Source organism: Bradyrhizobium sp. 2S1 (genome assembly GCF_011516625.5).
Taxonomy (GTDB): domain Bacteria; phylum Pseudomonadota; class Alphaproteobacteria; order Rhizobiales; family Xanthobacteraceae; genus Bradyrhizobium; species Bradyrhizobium septentrionale.
Map to the genome: position 1 here is coordinate 9,693,092 of NZ_CP147717.1, position 20,242 is coordinate 9,713,333.

Annotated in this window: 19 protein-coding genes and 3 pseudogenes; 12 read left to right on the forward strand and 10 right to left on the reverse strand. The window is 65.2% G+C overall.

The window, feature by feature from the left end:
* Window positions 1-3: 3 nt before the first annotated feature.
* Window positions 4-531: a hypothetical protein gene (locus HAP54_RS46165; RefSeq protein ID WP_166297998.1), complete on the forward strand. Its 528-nt coding sequence runs from the start codon at window positions 4-6 to the stop codon at window positions 529-531.
* Between the two features lie 110 nt (window positions 532-641).
* Here HAP54_RS46165 and HAP54_RS46170 read toward each other — a convergent pair whose 3' ends face one another.
* A complete protein-coding gene (locus HAP54_RS46170; RefSeq protein WP_166297999.1) occupies window positions 642-1,319 on the reverse strand; it encodes a cysteine hydrolase family protein in 678 nt (225 codons plus the stop codon).
* Window positions 1,320-1,541: 222 nt separating this feature from the next.
* Between HAP54_RS46170 and HAP54_RS46175 the strand changes: the two genes are divergently transcribed.
* Window positions 1,542-2,555 (forward strand): formamidase, encoded by a 1,014-nt coding sequence (locus HAP54_RS46175; RefSeq protein ID WP_166298000.1) that lies wholly within the window; start codon window positions 1,542-1,544, stop codon window positions 2,553-2,555.
* 74 nt (window positions 2,556-2,629) lie between these two features.
* On the opposite strand, the gene HAP54_RS46180 is transcribed toward HAP54_RS46175, so the two are convergent.
* Window positions 2,630-3,700, reverse strand: a complete 1,071-nt coding sequence (locus HAP54_RS46180) for a putative sulfate exporter family transporter (protein ID WP_166298001.1) — start codon at window positions 3,698-3,700, stop codon at window positions 2,630-2,632.
* A gap of 86 nt (window positions 3,701-3,786) precedes the next feature.
* Between HAP54_RS46180 and HAP54_RS46185 the strand changes: the two genes are divergently transcribed.
* Window positions 3,787-4,758: a LysR family transcriptional regulator gene (locus HAP54_RS46185; protein WP_166298002.1), complete on the forward strand. Its 972-nt coding sequence runs from the start codon at window positions 3,787-3,789 to the stop codon at window positions 4,756-4,758.
* Here HAP54_RS46185 and HAP54_RS46190 read toward each other — a convergent pair.
* From HAP54_RS46190 to HAP54_RS46200, 3 genes are all read right to left on the reverse strand, one after another.
* A complete protein-coding gene (locus HAP54_RS46190; protein WP_166298003.1) occupies window positions 4,706-4,927 on the reverse strand; it encodes a hypothetical protein in 222 nt (73 codons plus the stop codon). The genes HAP54_RS46185 and HAP54_RS46190 overlap by 53 nt on opposite strands.
* A gap of 147 nt (window positions 4,928-5,074) precedes the next feature.
* On the reverse strand, window positions 5,075-6,301 hold the full coding sequence (locus HAP54_RS46195) for a PAS domain-containing sensor histidine kinase (RefSeq protein WP_166298004.1): 1,227 nt from the start codon (window positions 6,299-6,301) through the stop codon (window positions 5,075-5,077).
* Window positions 6,302-6,500: 199 nt separating this feature from the next.
* Window positions 6,501-7,784 (reverse strand): allantoate amidohydrolase, encoded by a 1,284-nt coding sequence (locus HAP54_RS46200; protein ID WP_166298005.1) that lies wholly within the window; start codon window positions 7,782-7,784, stop codon window positions 6,501-6,503.
* Between the two features lie 372 nt (window positions 7,785-8,156).
* Between HAP54_RS46200 and HAP54_RS46205 the strand changes: the two genes are divergently transcribed.
* From HAP54_RS46205 to HAP54_RS46225, 5 genes are read left to right on the forward strand one after another with little or no spacing between them, the layout of a single operon-like run.
* Entirely contained in the window at window positions 8,157-9,266 is a 1,110-nt protein-coding gene (locus HAP54_RS46205) for a BMP family ABC transporter substrate-binding protein (RefSeq protein ID WP_166298006.1), read from the forward strand.
* Entirely contained in the window at window positions 9,263-10,375 is a 1,113-nt protein-coding gene (locus HAP54_RS46210; RefSeq protein ID WP_166298007.1) for an ABC transporter permease, read from the forward strand. Before HAP54_RS46205 ends, HAP54_RS46210 begins: the two co-directional genes overlap by 4 nt.
* 1 nt (window position 10,376) lies before the next feature.
* The gene (locus HAP54_RS46215) at window positions 10,377-11,303 is read left to right on the forward strand and encodes an ABC transporter permease (protein WP_166298008.1); all 927 of its coding nucleotides are present in this window, start codon (window positions 10,377-10,379) and stop codon (window positions 11,301-11,303) included.
* An 18-nt stretch (window positions 11,304-11,321) separates the two neighbouring features.
* Window positions 11,322-12,005, forward strand: a complete 684-nt coding sequence (locus HAP54_RS46220) for a cysteine hydrolase family protein (protein ID WP_166298009.1) — start codon at window positions 11,322-11,324, stop codon at window positions 12,003-12,005.
* The gene (locus HAP54_RS46225) at window positions 12,002-13,534 is read left to right on the forward strand and encodes an ABC transporter ATP-binding protein (RefSeq protein WP_166298010.1); all 1,533 of its coding nucleotides are present in this window, start codon (window positions 12,002-12,004) and stop codon (window positions 13,532-13,534) included. Before HAP54_RS46220 ends, HAP54_RS46225 begins: the two co-directional genes overlap by 4 nt.
* 215 nt (window positions 13,535-13,749) lie before the next feature.
* Here HAP54_RS46225 and puuE read toward each other — a convergent pair whose 3' ends face one another.
* Window positions 13,750-14,688: an allantoinase PuuE gene (gene puuE, locus HAP54_RS46230; protein WP_166298011.1), complete on the reverse strand. Its 939-nt coding sequence runs from the start codon at window positions 14,686-14,688 to the stop codon at window positions 13,750-13,752.
* A 1-nt stretch (window position 14,689) separates the two neighbouring features.
* Entirely contained in the window at window positions 14,690-15,103 is a 414-nt protein-coding gene (locus HAP54_RS46235) for a DUF3830 family protein (protein WP_029078269.1), read from the reverse strand.
* 199 nt (window positions 15,104-15,302) lie between these two features.
* Between HAP54_RS46235 and HAP54_RS46240 the strand changes: the two are divergent.
* The 4 genes and pseudogenes from HAP54_RS46240 to HAP54_RS46255 form a co-directional block, all read left to right on the forward strand.
* Window positions 15,303-15,452, forward strand: a pseudogene (locus tag HAP54_RS46240) (SDR family NAD(P)-dependent oxidoreductase); the annotation flags it as partial.
* Between the two features lie 113 nt (window positions 15,453-15,565).
* Complete coding sequence (locus HAP54_RS46245; protein WP_339156939.1) at window positions 15,566-16,036, forward strand: SDR family NAD(P)-dependent oxidoreductase; 471 nt, start codon at window positions 15,566-15,568, stop codon at window positions 16,034-16,036.
* Between the two features lie 441 nt (window positions 16,037-16,477).
* Window positions 16,478-17,494 carry a tryptophan--tRNA ligase gene (gene trpS / locus HAP54_RS46250; protein WP_166298012.1) on the forward strand — a complete coding sequence of 339 codons (1,017 nt, stop codon included), beginning with the start codon at window positions 16,478-16,480 and terminating at the stop codon, window positions 17,492-17,494.
* A gap of 83 nt (window positions 17,495-17,577) precedes the next feature.
* Entirely contained in the window at window positions 17,578-17,778 is a 201-nt protein-coding gene (locus HAP54_RS46255; protein ID WP_166298013.1) for a hypothetical protein, read from the forward strand.
* Between the two features lie 21 nt (window positions 17,779-17,799).
* On the opposite strand, the pseudogene HAP54_RS46260 reads toward HAP54_RS46255, so the two are convergent.
* The 3 genes and pseudogenes from HAP54_RS46260 to HAP54_RS46270 form a co-directional block, all read right to left on the reverse strand.
* A pseudogene (locus HAP54_RS46260) lies at window positions 17,800-18,691 on the reverse strand (aldose 1-epimerase family protein).
* Window positions 18,692-18,801: 110 nt separating this feature from the next.
* Window positions 18,802-19,569 (reverse strand): annotated as a pseudogene (locus HAP54_RS46265) (enoyl-CoA hydratase-related protein).
* A gap of 77 nt (window positions 19,570-19,646) precedes the next feature.
* Window positions 19,647-20,081 (reverse strand): MarR family winged helix-turn-helix transcriptional regulator, encoded by a 435-nt coding sequence (locus HAP54_RS46270; protein WP_166298014.1) that lies wholly within the window; start codon window positions 20,079-20,081, stop codon window positions 19,647-19,649.
* Window positions 20,082-20,242: the final 161 nt, after the last annotated feature.

The following is a 20,242-nucleotide window of genomic DNA, read 5'->3' on the forward strand; positions in this document are numbered from 1 at the left end:
TGCATGTACAAGACACTTCTTGTCACTCTCACTGCCTCGGCTCTTGCCACCGGGACTGTCGCGTCTGCTCCCGCCGTCAGGAAAGAGCCGCTGGATGCTGTGACCCTCAGCGCGATTAGATCGAAGTTCGGCAGGCTGATGCAGTTGGCCAACAACCACGATTTCAAGGCTCTGCATGGGATGTTCTGGCAATCGCCCTCGACCCTATTGGTGGCTAAGAGCGCGATCCAGTCCGAAGGGAATTGGGCCGGCTTTTGGGGCAACGAGGCGGTTGATCAAAAGCTGCATGATATCGGTAGCTCCGGTCCGGTCGTGCTCGCGCCGGATTATTCGAAGCTCAGGATTGTCGGCCTGACGCGCGACGTCGCCGAGTCCTACGTGCCGATGAACATCACGGTCTCTTATGCGGGGCAGGATGGTACAGCCAGGCCGTTTCTAATGATCATCAATTGGCTTCGCGTTGGGAACGACTGGAAGGTCGCTTCCGAAATCATTCTGCCTGTGCCGCCCGTACCCGCCGCGAAGGGCTAGGCGCGAGGCCTCAACTGTTCGGCACAACGCCTCGCATTCTTCCGCACTGAACGCAACGACCCGGGACTGTCTTCACGCATTAATGAGTCCGCATCCCATCTCATCGTGCTCTAGGCAGCGAGCGCCTCCAGCACCGCGGCTGAATCGGCGACCCAGCCGAAAATGCCGCCCTGGGCCTTGATCATCTTCAGGCCCATCTCGTGGAATTCCGGGAAGTAGGACGCGCAGCCGTCGGAGACCACGACGCAGCGATAGCCGCGGTCATTGGCCTCGCGCACCGTGGTGTTGACGCAGACTTCGGTGGTGACGCCGCACACCAGCAGATTCTCGATGCCGTATTTCTGCAGGACGTCGCCGAACTCGGTGGCGTAGAACGCGCCCTTGCCGGGCTTGTCGATCACGATCTCGCTGTCGAGCGGATAGAGCTCAGGGATGATGTCGTGCCCCGCTTCGCCGCGGATCAGGATTCGTCCCATCGGCCCGGGATCGCCGATCCGGAGCGACGGCGCGCCGCGCTCGAGCTTCGCGGGCGGCGCGTCGGAGAGATCGGGAAGATGACCCTCGCGGGTGTGGACCACGAGCAAGCCGGCATCGCGCACCGCCGCAAGGACGGCGGCGATCGGCTTCACCGCGCGGGCAAGCTGGCCGACATCATTGCCGAGCGTCTCGCCGAAGCCGCCGGGCTCCATGAAGTCGCGCTGCATGTCGATGATGACGAGCGCGGTCTTGCTCCAGTCGATCGTGATCGGCTCCGGCTCTGCCGCGATTGTCCCGCTTGAATTCGCCATGACGCACGCCCCGAATGCGAGAAGATCCGCACCTGATTAAGCAAACCGCATGCCATTGCGCAATGACGCCGCGCTCGCCTTCTTGATTTGCGCATCGTTCGACCTTGCTGGCATGATCGTTGCTAGCTGGTTCGTTGCCAGGCGGGAGCCCGACCGGACGACGATCGTTCGCGACATGACAGCGCGTTTCAAATAAGCGGCAAAATGAGCGGGAGGACAGGCATGAATGGACTTGGCGGTCTCAACAAATCACCCAACGGCGTGGTGATCGGACTGGTGCAGCTGCAACTGCCCGTGGTGGCGACCAAGGCCGATCTGGCACGGCAGACCGAGCGCATCGTCTGGATGGTCGGCAAGGCGCGACGCAATCTCGGCACCATGGATCTAGTCGTGTTCCCCGAATATTCGCTGCACGGGCTCTCGATGGATACCAATCCGGAGATCATGTGCCGGCTCGACGGGCCTGAAGTCGCGGCCTTCAAGAAGGCCTGCATCGACAACAAGATCTCGGGCTGCTTCTCCATCATGGAGTTCAACCCGCACGGCAATCCCTACAATTCGGGGCTGATCATCGACGATCACGGCGAGATCAAGCTCTATTACCGCAAATTCCATCCGTGGATTCCGGTCGAGCCGTGGGAGCCGGGCGACCTCGGGATTCCCGTGATCGACGGACCGAAGGGCGCGAAGATCGCGCTGATCATCTGTCATGACGGCATGTTCCCGGAAATGGCGCGCGAATGCGCCTACAAGGGCGCGGAGATCATGATCCGCACGGCGGGCTACACCGCGCCGATCCGCGACAGCTGGCGCTTCACCAACCAGGCCAACGCGTTCCAGAACCTGATGGTGACGGCCAATGTCTGCATGTGCGGCTCGGATGGATCGTTCGATTCGATGGGCGAAGGCATGATCGTCAATTTCGACGGCAGCATCATCGCGCACGGCACCACGGGACGGGCCGACGAGATCATCACCGCCGAGGTGCGGCCTGACCTCGTACGCGAGGCGCGGATCAACTGGGGCGTCGAGAACAACATCTATCAGCTTTGGCACCGCGGCTATGTCGCGGTGAAGGGCGGCGCGATGGATTGCCCCTACACATTCATGCAGGACATGGTGTCCGGCCGCTTCCGCCTGCCCTGGGAAGATCAGGTCAAGATCACCGACGGCAACTCCTGCGGCTTTGCTGCGCCGACACGGATGTTCGGCAAGACCGCGAAGGCCGCTGAGTAGCCGGCCGGGCGGCACCTCTTTGATTTGAGCATGATCTTTTCGGAAAACCGCTACACACTTTTCCGGATCATGCTCTACTTGAAGAAGTGCACGAGGCCGATGCTGAGGCCCAGCAGCAGCAGCAGCGACAGCGTCACCGCCGCCGTCACCCGGCCGCCGACGGTCGAGAGCACGCGCACGTCGACGCCGAGCCCAAGCGCTGCCATCGAGACGACGGTGAGGATCGCCGCCGTCCTGGTGACCGGCACAATCGCGATATCGGGCACGAGCTGGAACGAGCGCAGCGCGGCCAGCACCAGGAAGCCGATGATGAACCAGGGCACCAGCTTGAACGGGCTGATCGACGCCGCCTTTGTGTTGCCGGCCTTGGCGGTACCGGCCTTGCGCCGCCGCGCCACGAACAGCGAGAGGCCGACCACGATCGGGCCCAGCATCAACACCCGTACCAGCTTCACCAGCGTGCCGATCTGGGTCGAGACGATGCCGGCCGGCACGGTCGCCGCCAGCACCTGCGGCACGGCATAGACCGTGAGCCCGGCGAGGATGCCGTATTGCGTGGCCGTCAGCTTCAACAGCGGGATCAGCAGCGGCAGGCCAAGCACCATCAGCACGCCGAGAATGGCGGTGAACGAGATCGACGAGGCGATGTCGTCGCCATCGGCCCCGATCACGGGCGCCACCGCCGCGATCGCGGAGTTGCCGCAGATCGAATTGCCGCAGGCGATCAGGATCGCAAGTTTGGTCTTGAGCCCGAGCAGGCGGCTGAGGCCATAGCTCACCGCCAGCATGATCACGACGGTCACGGCGATGGCGCCGATCAGAACATAACCCGACGCCACGATCGCGGCGAAGCTGATCGACGCGCCGAGCAGCATCACGGCGACCTCGAGCAGCTGCTTGGCGCTGAAGGCAATGCCCGAGCGCCATCGCTCCGAGGGCTCCCAGGCGGTGCGCACCGCCATGCCGAGCAGGATCGCGACCACCAGCGCCTCGATATAGGGATGGTCGAAAACGCGCTCCTCGGCGGCCTGGATGCCGAGCGAGATGACCGTAACCACCCCGCAGAGCAGAATGCCCGGAATGAGCCGGAAAATGCGCTTCAGCGCCCCCTGCTTCTGCCCCTGGTCTCGTTCTTGTTCCGGCACGGAATCCTCTTTTCGGAGAAGATTTTATGCGCCAGAGCCCGCCACTTGGCTAATATATTTTCGGACTGCCCCGATAGAGAGAAGTTATGTCCCTCAACCTGCATCTGCTCCGCCTGTTCGCGGCCGTGGCGAAAACGGGGAGTTTCTCCCGCGCCGCCGACCTCCTGCACATCAGTCAACCGGCGATCTCCAAGGGCGTGCGGGATTTCGAGCCGCAGGTCGGCTGCCGCCTGCTCGACCGCACCCCGAAGGGGGTGCGCCCGACCCGGGAGGGTGCGGCGCTGGCGCGGCATGCCGAGACGCTGTTCGCGGCCGAGCGCGCCGCCGAGGACGAGTTGCAGGCGCTGCGCAACCTCGACAGCGGCTCGCTGCGCATCGGCGCCAGCACGACGATCGCGACCTACATGATCCCGGAATATCTCGGCGTCTTCCACCGCGCCTTTCCCGGCATCGACCTGCATGTCGTGAGCGCCAACACCTCCGATATCGCCGCGCTGATGCTGGGGCATGAGATCGAAATCGCCCTGGTCGAGGGGCCGGTCGAGGAGGAGAACCTGATCAGCGCAGCCTGGCGCACCGACGTGATGGCGCTGATCGCGGCTCCCGATCACCGCTTCGCAGCGGTTCAAGCGCCGATCGACATCCGCTCGCTGAACGATGAGATCCTGATCGTGCGCGAGCCGGGCTCAGGCACCCGCGAGGTGGTCGCGCAGGCGCTCGCCGCCCACCGCGTCGAGCCGCAGCGCACGCTCGAGATCGGCAGCACCGAGGCGATCAAGCAGGCGGTGGCATCAGGTGTCGGCGTCGCCATCGTGTCTGTTGCGACGATCGACGATCAGGTCAGGCTCGGGAAATTGCGGGTTATCCCGATCAAGGGCGTCCACATCGAGCGCACGCTCTGGCAGCTGAAATCGCCCGGCCGGCTGGACGTGCCGGCGGCGGTCGCGTTCGAGGGGATCATTCGGGAGACGCAAGCGGCGAAGACGGCGCCGCGGATGCCGGCGGCTAAAGCGCGGCGAACAGACCCTGCGCCCAGGCAACGGCACGCTCGAAGCTGAACACGCCGGGCTCGAAATACACCGCGCGGGCCAGCACGATGCCCGCCACCAGCACCCAGAACACGCTGGTGCCTGCGGTCTTCAGCCATTTCGACACGCCCTGGCTCGCGATCGAAGGATCGACCGCGGGGACCGGCTCGCCGAAGGGATCGAATGCGGATTGGCTCATGTCGTGACCATTGGAATGTCAGGAGAATGTCGCGACGACGGGGGCAGAAGCAAGGGTAGTGGAATGCCTTTTGCGGCGGTTAGTTAGAAGGACGTTTTCCGGCCTGGAGGCCGGGGAGTATTTCCTTCTCGACGCCCCCTTTGGGCGTCAACTGTCGGTCCCGCGCTGCGGCGCCACTCGTGGCAGCGTGATCCGGACGCTCGTCCCCCTGCCCGGGGCACTGTCGAGATGGAGCTCTCCGCCCAGCCGGTTGGTGACGATATTGTGGACGATATGGAGGCCGAGCCCAATACGGCCGATGTCGCGGCGCGTGGTGAAGAATGGGTCGAAGGCTTGCCGCAGCACGTCGCGGTCCATCCCGCAGCCATCGTCGGCGAACAGGATTTTCACGTGGTCTGTGCCTGACGCACGCAGCCGGATCGCAATGGTGCCGCCCTTACCATCCGGAAAGGCGTTGACGAACAGATTGGTCAGCACCTGGCCGTAGGGGCCGGGATAGCTGTTCATCGCAAGACCGGGCGGGCAATCGACCTCGAGCGCCAGATTGTTCTTCGGCAAGGCCGGCCGCAGGTTCGAAAGTACCTGCTCGGTCGCCTTGCCGAGATCGAACCGGCTGCGGTCGAAATAGCTTCGATCGACGGCCACCTGCTTGAATGATTGCACCAGATCCGCGGCGCGCTTGAGATTGCCGACCAGCAGTGACGACGCGCTTTCGACAACCTCGATGAAATCGCTCAGGCTGGACCGCTTCAGCTTGCCGCGCGCAGCCTCGGCGGCGAAGTCGGCGCATTTCTGCTCAAGGACCGAGGCGACGGTGAGGCTGGTGCCGACCGGGCTGTTGATCTCGTGCGCGACACCCGCCACCAGCCGTCCCAGCGCCGCAAGCTTTTCCGCCTCGATCAGGGACGCCTGGGTCTCCTGCAGATGGTGCAAGGCCTTCTCGGCCGCGTCACGGGCGGCACGGATCTCGCGCTCACTGCGCTTGCGATCGGTGATCTCCTCGGCCGCGACGTTGACACCGACGATGCTGCCGTTCGGTTCGCGCTGCGGGTGCCAATACGTGATCCAGCATCGCTCGTCATTGTGGCCGGGGCGCTGACCGTAAACCTCCACCCCGGTCACGGGCTCTCCGGTCTCCATGATCGACCGGACGATACCCTCGACCGCCGTTGCCAGTGCGGGCACGCAATCATGCACCGTACGGCCGAGATGACCTTCGACCGAAATGCCGCAGATCTCGGTGAGCCGCTGGTTGATCTGAAGGTAACGGCAATCCGGAGAGAGGTAGGCAAGACCGATCGGCGCAGTGTCATAGATCAGCTGCAGCGCCGGTTGTTTTGGGAACTGAACGTCCTGGACGACGGACGACCTCATGTCCTCTCCCCCCGTTGAAGCAAGTCTAGCGCTTCACGGGCGGCCCGCAAATAGGCTCAACCAGGCCGGGAGCAGCGGTCGGACCTGTCCAAATTCGGCACGGACCGGACGATGGCGGAATCAAGGCGGAAGTACCGCGCATTCTGATACGGCACCGATAGCGCTGGTCCCAAACATGGGACCGCCAAGCGCGCCAGCTTCAGCTGTTCGCCGCGTCGCGCGGCCGGAAATTCTCGATGAAGCGCAGCAGCACCCGCGCGCCGGTGTCGGCATCGGCGAGCTCGACGTGCTCGGCCGGATTGTGGCTGATGCCGCCGCGGCAGCGCACGAAGATCATGCCGATATCGGCGACATCGACCATTGCCATCCCGTCATGCCCAGCCCCGCTCGGCAGCTCGAACACGGCATGGCCCTCGGCCGCGACGGCCTCGGCGATCTGGGTTTTCAGCCACGGCGCGCAGGGCACGCTGCGGTTCTCATGGGTGACATCGATCTGCAGTGCGAGCTCGCGGCGCTTTGCGATCGCCTCGATCTGCCGCACGATGTCGGCGACGGCGCGCTTGCGATGCATGTCGCTCTGCGAGCGGATGTCCATCGTAAAGGACACCTTGCCTGATATCACGTTGGTGGCGCCGGGCATCGCGTTGATATAGCCGACGGTGCCGACCAGGCCGGCTTCGTCGCTCCGGCAAAACGTCTCGATCGCAACGATGCATTCGGCGGCGCCCGCCAGCGCGTCACGCCGCAGCGGCATCGGCACGGTGCCGGCGTGGCCGGCGACGCCGGTGAGATTGGCGGCGAGCCGGGTCGCGCCTGAAATCGCGGTGACGACGCCGACCGGCAGCGCCTTCTCTTCCAGCACGGGGCCCTGTTCGATGTGCAGCTCGACATAGCCGAACAGCTCGCGGCGGGCGCGCGCCGCCTTGCCGATATGATCGGGATCGAGCCCGAAGGCGATCAGCGCGTCGCGCATCGACGTTCCGGCCCGATCGCGCGTGTTGAGCACGCTCTCGTCGAACGTGCCGGCGACCGCGCGGCTGCCGAGCAAGGTCGACGCGAAGCGCACGCCCTCCTCGTCGGCAAAACCCACGATCTCGATCGCGAACGGCAGCCGCTTGCCGCGCCGGTTCAGATCGGCGACGCAAGCGATCGCGGTGATGACGCCGAGCGGGCCGTCCCATCGGCCGGCGTCGCGCACGGTGTCATAATGCGAGCCGAGCATCAGGGCCGGCAGGTGCGGCCGTTCGCCCTCGTAGCGGCCGCAGACATTGCCGATGGCGTCGAGATGCGCGCTCATGCCGGCCTGACGCATCCAGGACAGGATGAGATCGGCCGCCTTGCGGTGTTCGTCGGTGAGGAAGACGCGCGCCAGATGCTCGGGGGTCTCGGAGATCGCGGCGAGCCGGTCGATCCGCGCCACGATCTCGTCGCCAAGGAAGGACGGTCTCGAGGACGGATTCGAGGACGGTTTCTTCTCGCTCATACTGTTTCCCATCAGTCCAACCCGGCACCGCAGCCGCTTCACTCGTAGCAGGCCCGGTCCGATTCACCAGCCGGCAAATCGGGCGCCGTGCGCCGATCCCGAGCGAGAGCGCAGCGGCCGCCCGGCGGTTAGCGACTGCTTAACGGCATTGCATACAACGGCGGGTGATCACTCATAAAATAGGCAGACCGGCCCTGGTCGACTTCCGACGCCTCCCAAGCTGGTCGCCATTTCTTTTCATATTCAATCGCTTACCGAATCATGATTGCCAAACATGCTCTGGCACGAAGCTTGCGACACTCCGTCTGAGCGCGGCCGTCATGGCGGCTGCGACAAGGACAGGCGGGCCGGACCCGCCGGAGGGAGCACGCGATGGATTTTGGCAGGATTTCAAGACGGAATTTATTGCAGGGAAGCGCCGCGGTGGCGCTCGGCAGCACGCTCGGCATTCGCGGCGCGGCGGCAGCGGAAACCACGATCGGCTTCATCTATGTCGGGTCGCGTGACGACTACGGCTACAACCAGGCCCACGCCCAGGGCGCGGCGGCGGTGAAGAAGCTGCCCGGCATCAAGGTGGTCGAGGAAGAGAAGGTGCCGGAAACCGATGCGGTCGAGAAGACCATCGAGTCCATGATCAACCTCGACGGCGCGACGCTGCTATTTCCGACCTCGTTCGGCTACTACAACCCGCACGTTCTCAAGATGGCGGCCAAGTTTCCAAAGCTGCGTTTCGAGCATTGCGGCGGCCTGTGGTCCGACAAGGACCCGAAAAGCGCCGGCAGCTATTTCGGCTACATCGACGAAGCCCAATACATCTCCGGCATCGTCGCCGGCTACTCGACCAAGAGCGGCAAGCTCGGCTTTGTCGCGGCCAAGCCGATCCCGCAGGTGCTGCGCAACATCAACGCATTCACGCTCGGCGCCCGGCTCGCCAACCCGAAGGCAACCACGCAGGTGATCTTCACCGGCGACTGGTCGATGCCGGTCAAGGAAGCCGAGGCGACCAACAGCCTGATCGACCAGGGCGTCGACGTGCTGACCTGCCATGTCGACGGACCGAAGACGATGGTCGAGAACGCCGCGCGCCGCGGCGCCATGGTCTGCGGCTATCACGTCAACCAGTCGCCGCTGGCGCCGAAGGCCTATCTCACCGGCGCCGAATGGAATTGGGAGGCGCTCTATCCGAAATTCGTCAAGATGATCACGTCAGGCGAAGCGATCCCGAACTTCTATCGCGGCGGCCTGAAGGAAGAGATCGTCAAGGTGTCGCCCTATGGCGAGATGGTCTCGGCGGAAGCGCGCAAGCATGCCGACGACGTCAAGGCCAAGTTCATGGCCGGCGAGTTCACCATCTTCAAAGGCCCGATCACCGACAACAAGGGCAAGACCGTGATCGCCGGTGGCACCGACCGCGGCCAGCAGGACCCCGAACTCGAGAAGATGGATTATCTGGTCGAGGGCGTGATCGGAGCCACCGCGTGACGACCGAGGCGGCGGAATCGGTGGAGGCGGCCGGCGGCGTTGCTCCGGCCGCCGATCCCGGATTCCTCCAGCGCTACGGCGCGAGCATCGAGTACATCCTGATCCCGGGCGCGGCGCTGGTCGGCGCGCTCGCGGTGTTCGGCGGCTTTGTCGCGCTCTACGGCAAGAACCCGCTCGATCTCTATTTCTACATGTATTACGGCGCGTTCGGCACCTGGTTCTCGTGGCAGAACACGCTGACCCGCGCAGCGCCCTTGCTCCTGACCGCGCTGTGCACGGCGCTGCCGGCGCAGCTCGGCACGGTGATCATCGGCGGCGAAGGCGCGCTCCTGATCGGCGCGCTGTCGGCGACCGCAGCCGCCCTGGCTGTGCAGGGCGCGGCACCGATCGTGGTGCAGATCGCGATGGTGATCGCGGGCATGATCGGCGGCGGTCTCTGGACCACGCTATCAGGCGGCCTGCGGCAGTATCGCGGGGTCAACGAGACGATCTCGAGTCTGCTGCTGGTCTATATCGCGCTCGCTGTCCTGAACCATCTGGTCGAGGGACCGATGCGCGATCCGGCGAGCCTCAACAAACCCTCGACGCGCGAGATCGGCGCGGCCAACATGATCGGCAGCATTCCCGGCACCGACGTGCATTGGGGCCTGGTGTTCGGGCTGATCGCCGCTGTCGCCGCCTACGTCCTGATCTATCACACCACCTTCGGCTTCGCCGCGCGCGTCGCCGGCGGCAACATCCGCGCCGCCAAGATCGTGGGGCTTGGCGTCCGCAAGCTCATCCTGACCGTCTGCTTCCTTGCCGGCAGTTGCGCCGGGCTCGCCGGCATGATCGAGGTCGCCGCCGTGCAGGGCCGCACCAACGCCAATCTCGCCGCGGGCTACGGCTTCACCGGCATCCTCGTCGCGTTCCTGGCGCGGCAAAATCCGCTGGCGATCATTCCGGTGGCGCTCCTGCTCGGCGGCATCTCGGCCTCCGGCGGCCTGCTGCAGCGGCGGCTCGGCCTGCCCGACGCCTCGGTGCTGGTGCTGCAGGGCATCATCTTCGTGTTCGTGCTGGCAAGCGACGCGCTCTACGGTCGCATCGGCTTCCTGAAGGGAAAATCCTGACATGGCGGATGCATCGATCGGGCTCTGGACCGTTCCGCTCGCCGTGTTCGGCGGCGCCATCCGTGTCTCGACGCCTTTCCTGTTTGTCAGCCTCGGCGAATGCATCACCGAGCGATCTGGCCGCATCAATCTCGGCCTCGAGGGCACGCTGGTGATGGGCGCGATGAGTGCCTATGGCATCTCCTATCTCTCCGGCTCGCCATGGCTTGGCGTGCTCGCCGCCGGGATCACCGGCGCGCTGTTCGGCGCGCTGCATGCCGGCATCTGCTCGCTGCCGCGGGTCAACGACATCGCCGTTGGCATCGCGCTGATGCTGCTCGGCACCGGGCTTGCTTTCTTCCTCGGCAAGCCGCTGATCGAGCCCACTGCCCCAAGATTGCCGGCGATCGATTTCGGCTGGTGGAGCGACGTGCCGCAAGTGCGCGCCGCGCTGCGCATCAACGTGCTGTTCCTGATCGGGGTTGCGATCGCGCCGCTGCTCTATTGGGCCTTCAAAACCACGCGCTGGGGCCTGTTGATCCGCACCGCCGGCGAAAGCGCCGACGCGGCGCGCGCGATGGGCCATTCCGTGCTCTTGATCCGGCTGCGCGCCACCATGGTCGGCGGCTTCCTCGCCGGCATCGGCGGCTCGTTCCTGTCGCTGTTCTATCCCGGCAGCTGGAACGAGGGCCTCTCCTCCGGACAAGGCATCACGGCAGTCGCGCTGGTGATCTTCGCGCGCTGGGACCCGATGTTGTGCCTGTGGGCCTCGCTCGCCTTTGGCGGCGCCGCCGCGCTCGGGCCCGCGCTGCAATCGGTCGGCATCACCTCCGGCTATCATTTGTTCAACGCCGCGCCCTACATCCTGACCTTGGCGATCATGGTCATCACCTGCTCGCCGAAGCGCACGCTGACCGGCGCGCCCGCCGAATTGTCCATCACCCGATAGACCCAGCGAGATCATTCCATGCCCGAGCGCTTCATCAAGTCCGAGCCCTACGCCTGGCCATACAATGGCGACCTGCGGCCGCAGAACACCGCGCTCATCATCATCGACATGCAGACCGATTTCTGCGGCGTCGGCGGTTATGTCGACAAGATGGGCTACGATCTTTCGCTGACCCGGGCGCCGATCGAGCCGATCAAGAGGCTGCTCGCCGTGATGCGGGCGCAGGGCTTTCACATCATCCACACCCGCGAAGGCCACCGGCCTGATCTGGCCGACCTGCCCGCCAACAAGCGCTGGCGCTCACGCCAGATCGGCGCCGGGATCGGCGATCCCGGCCCCTGCGGCCGCATCCTTGTGCGCGGCGAGCCCGGCTGGGACATCATTCCCGATCTCGCGCCGTTGCCGGGCGAGCCGATCATCGACAAGCCCGGCAAGGGCTCGTTCTGCGCCACCGACCTCGAACTGATGCTGCGGCTGCGTGGCATCGAGAACATCGTGCTGACCGGCATCACCACCGACGTCTGCGTCCACACCACGATGCGCGAGGCCAATGACCGCGGCTTCGAATGCGTGCTGGTCGAGGATTGCTGCGGCGCGACCGACAAGAGCAACCACGACCACGCGCTGAAGATGATCAAGATGCAGGGCGGCGTGTTCGGCGCGGTGGCGACATCCGCCGACCTGATCGGGGCGCTGTCGTGATCATCGGCGAGCCGCCCGCACCTATAGGCGCGTTCGGCGTCGACGCCATCGCCATGACGATGCGCTTCGGCGATTTCACAGCGCTCGACAATGTCGAGCTGAAGGTGCGTCCCGGCTCGTTCCATGCGCTGCTCGGCGAGAACGGCGCCGGGAAGAGCACGCTCGTCAAATGCATCATGGGCTATTACCACGCCACCGAAGGCGAGATCATCGTCGGTGACCGCCAACAGGCCATCGCTAACCCGAAGGACGCCCACGCACTCGGGCTCGGCATGGTCTACCAGCATTTCACGCTGGTGCCCGCGATGACGGTTGCGGAAAACCTGGTGCTGGCGCGCGACGACGTGCCTGCCGTCGTCGACTGGCGCAAGGAGAAGAAAGAGCTCGAGGCTTTTCTGGCGCGGATGCCGTTCAAGGTGCCGCTCGACGCGAGAGTCTCCGACATCTCTGCCGGCGAGCGGCAGAAATGCGAAATCCTCAAGCAACTCTATCTGAAGCGCCGCTTCCTGATCCTGGACGAACCGACCTCGGTGCTCACGCCGGGCGAAGCCGACGAAGTGCTCGGCATGCTGCGCGCGATGGTGGTCGCGGGCGAACTGACCATCCTGATGATCACGCACAAGTTCCGCGAGGTGATGGCGTTTGCCGACGACGTCACGATCCTGCGCCGCGGCAAGCTCGCCGGCACCGGCCGGGTCGCCGACCTGACGCCCGACGAGATGGCGCGCACCATGATCGGCGCCGAGCAGCTGACGGTGCAGCCGCCGCGCACCGGCGAGACCGGCGCGCCGCGGCTCGAGCTCGACAAGCTCACCGCGCGCGACGATGCCGGCGCAATCGCCGTGCATGGCGTGTCGCTGACCGTGAAGAGCGGCGAGATCGTCGGCATCGCCGGCGTCTCCGGCAACGGCCAACGCCAGCTGGTCGAGGTGTTGGCGGGCCAGCGCGAGGCCGAGAGCGGCGTGATCCGCGTCCAGGGCGAGAGTTACTCGGCGAGCCGCGAGGAGATGCGCCGCCACAGGATGTCGTTGCTGCCGGAGGAGCCGCTGAAGAACGCCTGTGTCGGCGGCATGAGCGTCGCCGACAACATCGCGTTCCGCGAATTCGACCGCGCTCCGTTCGCACGCGGCGGCTGGTGGCTGAACCGCTCGGCGTTCCGCAGCGACGCCGAGCGCAAGATCAACCGCTACAAGATCAAGACCCGCACGCCTGATACGCCGATCGCGGCGTTGTCGGGCGGCAATGTGCAGCGCGCGGTGCTGGCGCGCGAGCTCTCGGGCGACGTCGAGGTGCTGATCGCCGCCAATCCGTGCTTCGGGCTCGACTTCGCGGCGGTGGCGCAGATTCACACCGAGATCATGGCCGCCCGCAACCGCGGCGCGGCGGTGCTGCTGGTCAGCGAAGATCTCGACGAACTGCTGGAATTGTCGGACCGGCTGGTCGTGATGTTCCACGGCGCCTTCGTCCACGATATCAGCGCCAGCGAGGCCGACCTCACCGAGATCGGCCGCCACATGGCGGGGCATTGATATTTGAAGAACACAAAGCTCAGCAGCGACCGCGACGGGACTGCGCTCCCTCGCCCCGTTCTTACGGGGAGAGGGTTGGGGTGAGGGGCTGTCTCCGCGTACACGGTGATAGCTGCGCTCGCGGAGACTCCCCCTCACCCGGAACGCATCTGGCGATGCGTTCCGACCTCTCCCCGCAGGCGGGGCGAGGTGTAGAGAACCGCTCGAACGCGCGTCTAGCCGATCTCGAACGCCTGCTCGGCGAGATGCTTCAGATTGGCGTGCCAATGCTCGGCAATCTGAAGCCGCGTCGGCACCCAGACACGCTCGTGCTTCTGGATGTAATCGAGGAACCGCATCAGCGCGGCGGCACGGCCGGGACGGCCGACGACCCGGCAATGCAGGCCGATCGACATCATCTTCGGTCGCGTCGCGCCCTCGGCATAGAGCACGTCAAAACTGTCCTTCAGATAGGTGTAGAACTCGTCGCCGCCGCCAAAACCCTGCGCGTTGATGAAGCGCATGTCGTTGGCATCGAGCGTGTAGGGGATCACGAGATGCGGCTCGGTCCCCGGCGCCTTGATCCAGTACGGCAGATCGTCGGCATAGGAATCGCAGAGATAGCGCAGGCCGCCGGTCTCCATCAAAAGCCGCAGCGTGTTGATCGAGGAGCGGCCGGTGTACCAGCCGAGCGGCCGCGCGCCGGTCGCCTCGGTATGCACGGCCATGGCGCGCGCGATCTCCGCGCGCTCCTCATCCTCCGACATGTCCTTGTGCTCGACCCAGCGCAGGCTGTGGCTCGCGATATCCCAGCCCGCCTCCTGCATCGCCGCAACCACGTCCGGATTGCGCTTCAGCGCCATCGCGACGCCGAACACCGTGGCCGGCAGCTTGCGCTCGGTGAACATCCGCCACAGCCGCCAGAAGCCAGCGCGCGAGCCATACTCGAACATGGTCTCGATATTGGCGTGACGCTGGCCGACCCAGGGCTGCGCGCCCAAGATGTCGGACAGGAATGCTTCCGAGGCGCGATCCCCATGCTGGATGTTGTTCTCGCCGCCTTCCTCGAAATTGACCACGAACTGCACGGCGACGCGCGCAGCGTCGGGCCATTTCGGATCGGGCGGATTGCGGCCGTAGCCGCGGAGATCGCGCGGGTAGCGGGCCTCGGTCACATCAGATTTCCTCGATGCGGATCTGCTGCGCGCCCTTCCACAACACGGTCTTGCCGAAGGTGGTGAGGTTTTCCAGCCCCGAGGTCAGCGTGATGAAATGATTGCCGGCGAGCTGGCCCATCTTGCTGGCGAAGTGCACGCCGCCATAGGCGAGCAGGATCTCGGTCTCGCTGATGCCGCCGGGATAGAGGATGATCTGGCCCGGCGCCGGATAGCTGGTGTGGTTCTCGTAGGAGACGCCGAAATCGAGATCGCCGAGCGGCATCCAGACGCCCTCGCCGCTCCAGCGCACATGGATCGCCTGGCTCTCGAACGGCATTGCCTTGCGGAACGCGGCGACCGTCTTCGGCGCCAGCTGCTCCTCGAAACGGGCGTCAAAGGTGAACTCGCCGGCGCGGACAATCAGTTTGCTCATCGATCTCTCGTGGGTGGGCTGGAAGGAGTGACGCCCCAACCATTGCCGCCGCTCCCCGGCGGACGCAAGGCCGATTCCGGCTGGGAACGCCGGTTTTTCGCCGCATGGCGCCCGCGGCAACGCAGATTTGAGCAGGGTTGCGTTGCGCCCCGCCTCCCTGTTTGCGAACCTGCGGGGGCACGTCAAACAGGGTGAGGCGATGACAACAAACAGTCTGCACGGACATGTGGCGCTGGTGACCGGCGGCTCGCGCGGCATTGGTGCGGCGATCGTAAAGCAGCTGGCAGACGCCGGCGCCGCCGTCGCCATCAATTATCGCGAGCGCTCGGCCGAGGCGGAGACGCTGGCGAAGGGCATCATTGCCGCCGGCGGCCGGGCCGTCGCTGTCGCCGCCGACGTCTCGGAAGCTGCGCCGTCACCCGCCTGGTCGAGCGCGCCAAATCCGAGCTCGGCCCGGTCGACATCCTCGTCAACAATGCCGGCATCGCCATCGTCCGGGGCGTCGACGACCTCACCGAAGAGGATTTCGACCGCACCATCACGGTCAATCTCAAATCGGCGTTTCTCTGCACGCAGGCCGTGCTGCCGATGATGCGGACGCGGAAATGGGTCCGCATCGTCAACATCTCCTCCGGAGCCGCGCGCGGCGCAGGCTCCATCGGACCGCATTACAACGCATCCAAGGCGGCGATGGAGGGCCTGACCCGCGGCTACGCCGCGCGCCTGGTCAAGGAAGGCATCACCGTTAACGCCGTCGCGCCGTCGCTGATCGAGACCGACATGATGAAGGGACAGAGCGGCCTCGTCAGCCGGATCCCGATCGGCCGCTTCGGCACCGCCGAGGAGGTCGCGCAGGCCGTGATGCTGCTGGTCAACAATCCCTACATGACCGGACAGACCATTGCGATGAGCGGCGGCATGGCGTTCAACTAGCCCATGGTGACTTTTTTGAATCGAGCCGCGGACTCGGTATCACCTCGCCCCGCGTGCGGGGAGAGGTCGGAGCGCATCGTTAGATGCGTTCCGGGTGAGGGGGAGTCTCCGCGAATACAGCTATCACCGGATACGCGGAGGCGGCCCCTCACCCCAACCCTCTCCCCGTACGGACGGGGAGAGGGGCGCAGCGCCATCGCGACGACGGTTCAACCCAAACTCATCTCTAGGGCGCCCGCCATCTTGACCGCATCGCGCCTTCGCCCTACCGCTTGCGGCATGAACCGCTCGATCCTGATCGCCCATTTCTGGTGGCTCGCCGACTGACAGGCGGGCCGAAACGCGTTCATGCATTTTCGGGGCCGCCGCATGGGGCGGCCTTTTCATTTCATCTCATCCAGCCCGCATGCGGTGTCCCCATTCAACCGAATGGAGATAGCCATGACCAAGCCGATCATCCTCACCGGCGACCGCACCACCGGGCCGCTGCATCTCGGCCATTACGCCGGCTCGCTGCGCAGCCGCCTGAAATTTCAGGACACGCATCAGCAGTTCCTGCTGCTCGCCGACATGCAGGCTTTGACCGACAATGCGCACGACATCGGCAAGGTCAGCCGCAACGTCATCGAGGTCGCGCTGGACTATCTTGCCGTCGGGATCGACCCGGAACGAACCGCGATCTGCCTGCAATCGCAGCTACCGGCGTTGGCGGAACTATCGATGCTCTATCTCAACCTCGTCACCGTGGCGCGGCTGGAACGCAATCCCACCATCAAGGACGAGATTCGCGCCCGCGGCTTCGGACGCGATATCCCGGCCGGCTTCCTGTGCTATCCGGTGGCGCAGGCCGCCGATATCACGGCGTTCCGGGCCACGGTCGTGCCAGTCGGGGAGGACCAGGCGCCGCTGATCGAGCAGACCAACGAGATTGTCAGGCGCGTCAACGCGCTGGCCGGCCGGCCATTGCTGCCCGAAGCCGAAGCCATCATCCCGCGCGCGGGACGGCTGCCCGGCGTCGACGGGCGCGCCAAGATGAGCAAATCCGCAGGCAATGCGATTCCGCTTTCAGCCTCGCCCGATAACATCTCCGCCGCCGTGCGCGCGATGTTCACCGATCCGGATCACCTGCGTGTCGCCGACCCCGGCAAGGTCGAGGGCAATGTCGTCTTCACCTATCTCGACGCGTTCGACGACGATCATCATGCCGTCGAGGAACTGAAGGCGCATTATCGGCGCGGCGGGCTTGGCGACGCCACCGTCAAGCGGCGGCTGGAGGATATCCTGCAAGCCCTGATCGCACCGATCCGGATACGACGCGCCGAGCTGGCGACCGATCGCGACTACGTCGCTGACGTGATCAGGCGCGGAACCCTGAGGGCGCGCGAGATCACTGAGCGCACCAAGCGCGATGTCATGGCGGGGCTTGGTTTGGAAGGACTTGGCTTGTTCCAGCTCTGAACGCCGCTGTCATCAAACCACGGCAGGAACTGTGCTTGGCTGTAACAGTTGTCCGTTTGGCGAAACCGGATTTGGAGCATGTCGTGATCGATCCGAAAACGCTTCTCGAACGCGCCGCGCAGCTGGCCGATCAGGCCAAGGGCGAGGAAGATACCGGCATCCGCGACCGGCTGCTGCGCATGGCCGAGCATTACCGCGATCTCGCCGCGCACGAGGCCTGGGCTCACGAAAATCCGCCGTCGGTCGGCGCGCTCACGAGCGCGCTCGGCACCCGCGCGCATTGAGCTGATCGCGAGAGCAGGCCGTCAGCTGACCCGAATGCGATAGCTCAGCGACTGACGCGCGCCCGGAGCAATCTGCATCAGGCCCGGCTTGTCGGCGAACTCGCCGTCGAAATCCGCGGGGCTGGCAAAGCCGTGCCACGGCTCGATGCAGAGGAACGGCGCGCCGCCAAGCTTCGACCATATGCCGAGTTCGCGAAAGCCGCGCCAGGAAATTTCGATCGCCGGGCCTTGCGTGGCTGCTGCCGGGCCTAGTGTCGCCGTGAAGAGGATCGATGTACTTGCGACCTGATCGAAGACCATCGCGTCGTCATCGAACAGATCCTCCGACAGCGCAAGCGTTCTGCCCTTGACCGGATTGGGTTCAGGCTGCCGCCGCATCAATCCATCCTTCAACCGCCGGATCGGCGCGGGTTCAGTCTTGCCGAAGGTCAGCGTGTAAGCCTCCTTCGGCAGCCCCGGCACCAGCGGCCAGTTGAAGGCGGGGTGACCGCCGAGCGAGGCGGGCAGCATCTCGGCGCCGGTGTTGATGATGTCGAACGCGACGTCGAGATCGGCGCCATCAACGGTGTAGGTGACCTCGAGCCTGAAGGCGAAGGGATAGCGTGCCCGCGTTTCTGCATCGTCGGTCAGCGCGAGCTTGCAGGATCGCGGCCCCTGCTCCATCCAGGCAAAGCGGCGGTCCCGCGCAAAGCCGTGCTGCGTCATCGGATAGGTCTTGCCGTTGTGTGCGCAGCGTGTCGTTCTTCAATCGGCCGACGATCGGGAACAGCACTGGCGCGTGACGCGGCCATTGCGGGCCGGCCTGCCACAGCAGTTCGGTCCCTTCGGCATTGCTGAGCGACGACAGTTCGGCGCCCTGTGCCGAAATGGTCGCGGCGATCTTCTCGCCGCGCAACGTATGACTGTCGCTCATGCTCGCCTCGCCGGGTTGCGCTGTGCTGTGACACGAGATGTGCGATGGCGGCGAAGCCGTCAACCCCGAAGCGATGGGGCCGTCCATGCGGGGCGGCCCCAAGCTCTGGGCTAGCCAGCGATCTTGGAGAAATCAGGCTGGCGGCGCTCGGCAAAGGCGGCAAACGCCTCGCGCGCCTCCGCGCTCATCAGCCGTTCCTGGAAGATCTCGCCCTCGCGCGCCATTTGCGCGCTGATCCTGGCGGGGTCGCGCATCAGCGCCTTGGTGTGCTGGAGCTAGCCGAACGGCCGCTTCGCCAGTGCGTCGGCCGCCGCGCGGGCCTTGGCGCGGAGATCTTCGAGCGGCACGACCGCATTGGCAAGGCCGATCGCAACAGCCGTCTCCGCCTCGAGCGGCTCGCCGAGCGCGAACATCGCATAGGCCCGCGCATAGCCGATCCGCTGCGGCAGCAGATAGGTCGAAGCCGCCTCCGGCACCAGCGCGAGGTTGACGAACGGCGTGATCAGCCGCGCGGTCGGCGCGAGGTAAACGAGGTCGCAATGCAGCAGCATGGTGGTGCCGATGCCGACCGCATTGCCCTGCACGGCAGCAACCAGCGGCCGCGTCGCCTTGGCGAGGCCGGCAAGGAAGCGCGTCACGTGACGCTCGCCCTGCACACCGCGCGACACCGCGGCGAAATCGGCGAGATCGTTGCCCGCGGTAAAGCTGTCGCCGTCGCCCTGCAACAGCACGGCGCGGATCGATGAGTCGCCCTCCGCGCGCTCGAGCGCGTCCGCCATCGCGCCATACATCGCGTTGGTGATCGCGTTCTTCTTGTCCGGACGCGCCATCGTCACAGTGAGAACACCATTGTCCAGCGTCACGACCACTTCACTCATGCCTCACTCCTGTTGCTTGCTTCTTGTTTGACGCGTTTTCTTCACGCGAACCGGTACCCGCTTCGCTTGAAAACGCTCTAGCCGTCTTTGTCCTTCGGGAATTTCTCTTGCAGGCTGGTCAGCCAGCGCGACACCACGTCGATTTCCGCTTCTGAAAATCCGTCCATCAGGCGGTTGTTGATCACCCTGGTCCGGGTCGCGGCGCGCTTGCCGAGTTCCTGCCCCGCCACGGTCAGATAGAGCCGCTGGCTGCGCCCGTCGTCACCGTCGCGCCGGCGCTTCACGAAGCCGGCGCGTTCCATCCGGTCGGCGAGCCCAGTCATCGCCGACGGCACGATGTCGAGCGCCTGCGAAACGTCGCCGATCAGCGCGCCGTCATTACGCCCGAGAAAGAACAGCACGCCGGCCTGGGCCGACGTCAGATCGTGCGCGGCCGTCTCCTGGTCGATGGCGCGCTGCAGCCGCCGATAGGCCACGGTCAGAAGAAAGATCAGCCGGTGTTCCGCTTTCATGCCGTCGTTATATATTTCGCATGCGAAATATCAAGATACTTCGTGCGCGAAATATCTGGCGAATTTTCGCCCTCCAGCACAGCGCGCGCAGCATACCGGCCGGAACGGGCGCCTTCCACCGGGCGTATTGCGACATTTTGATCGCGTCGCCGGATCGTTGC

Coding starts and splice junctions, on each gene's coding strand:
- HAP54_RS46200 (WP_166298005.1), bottom strand. CDS start 7,784: ATGAGCGAGAAGAAACCGTCCTCGAATCCGTCCTCGAGACCGTCCTTC.
- HAP54_RS46170 (WP_166297999.1), bottom strand. CDS start 1,319: ATGGCGAATTCAAGCGGGACAATCGCGGCAGAGCCGGAGCCGATCACG.
- HAP54_RS46175 (WP_166298000.1), top strand. CDS start 1,542: ATGAATGGACTTGGCGGTCTCAACAAATCACCCAACGGCGTGGTGATC.
- trpS (WP_166298012.1), top strand. CDS start 16,478: ATGACCAAGCCGATCATCCTCACCGGCGACCGCACCACCGGGCCGCTG.
- HAP54_RS46185 (WP_166298002.1), top strand. CDS start 3,787: ATGTCCCTCAACCTGCATCTGCTCCGCCTGTTCGCGGCCGTGGCGAAA.
- HAP54_RS46215 (WP_166298008.1), top strand. CDS start 10,377: ATGGCGGATGCATCGATCGGGCTCTGGACCGTTCCGCTCGCCGTGTTC.
- HAP54_RS46270 (WP_166298014.1), bottom strand. CDS start 20,081: ATGAAAGCGGAACACCGGCTGATCTTTCTTCTGACCGTGGCCTATCGG.
- HAP54_RS46220 (WP_166298009.1), top strand. CDS start 11,322: ATGCCCGAGCGCTTCATCAAGTCCGAGCCCTACGCCTGGCCATACAAT.
- HAP54_RS46235 (WP_029078269.1), bottom strand. CDS start 15,103: ATGAGCAAACTGATTGTCCGCGCCGGCGAGTTCACCTTTGACGCCCGT.
- HAP54_RS46205 (WP_166298006.1), top strand. CDS start 8,157: ATGGATTTTGGCAGGATTTCAAGACGGAATTTATTGCAGGGAAGCGCC.
- HAP54_RS46195 (WP_166298004.1), bottom strand. CDS start 6,301: ATGAGGTCGTCCGTCGTCCAGGACGTTCAGTTCCCAAAACAACCGGCG.
- HAP54_RS46190 (WP_166298003.1), bottom strand. CDS start 4,927: ATGAGCCAATCCGCATTCGATCCCTTCGGCGAGCCGGTCCCCGCGGTC.
- HAP54_RS46165 (WP_166297998.1), top strand. CDS start 4: ATGTACAAGACACTTCTTGTCACTCTCACTGCCTCGGCTCTTGCCACC.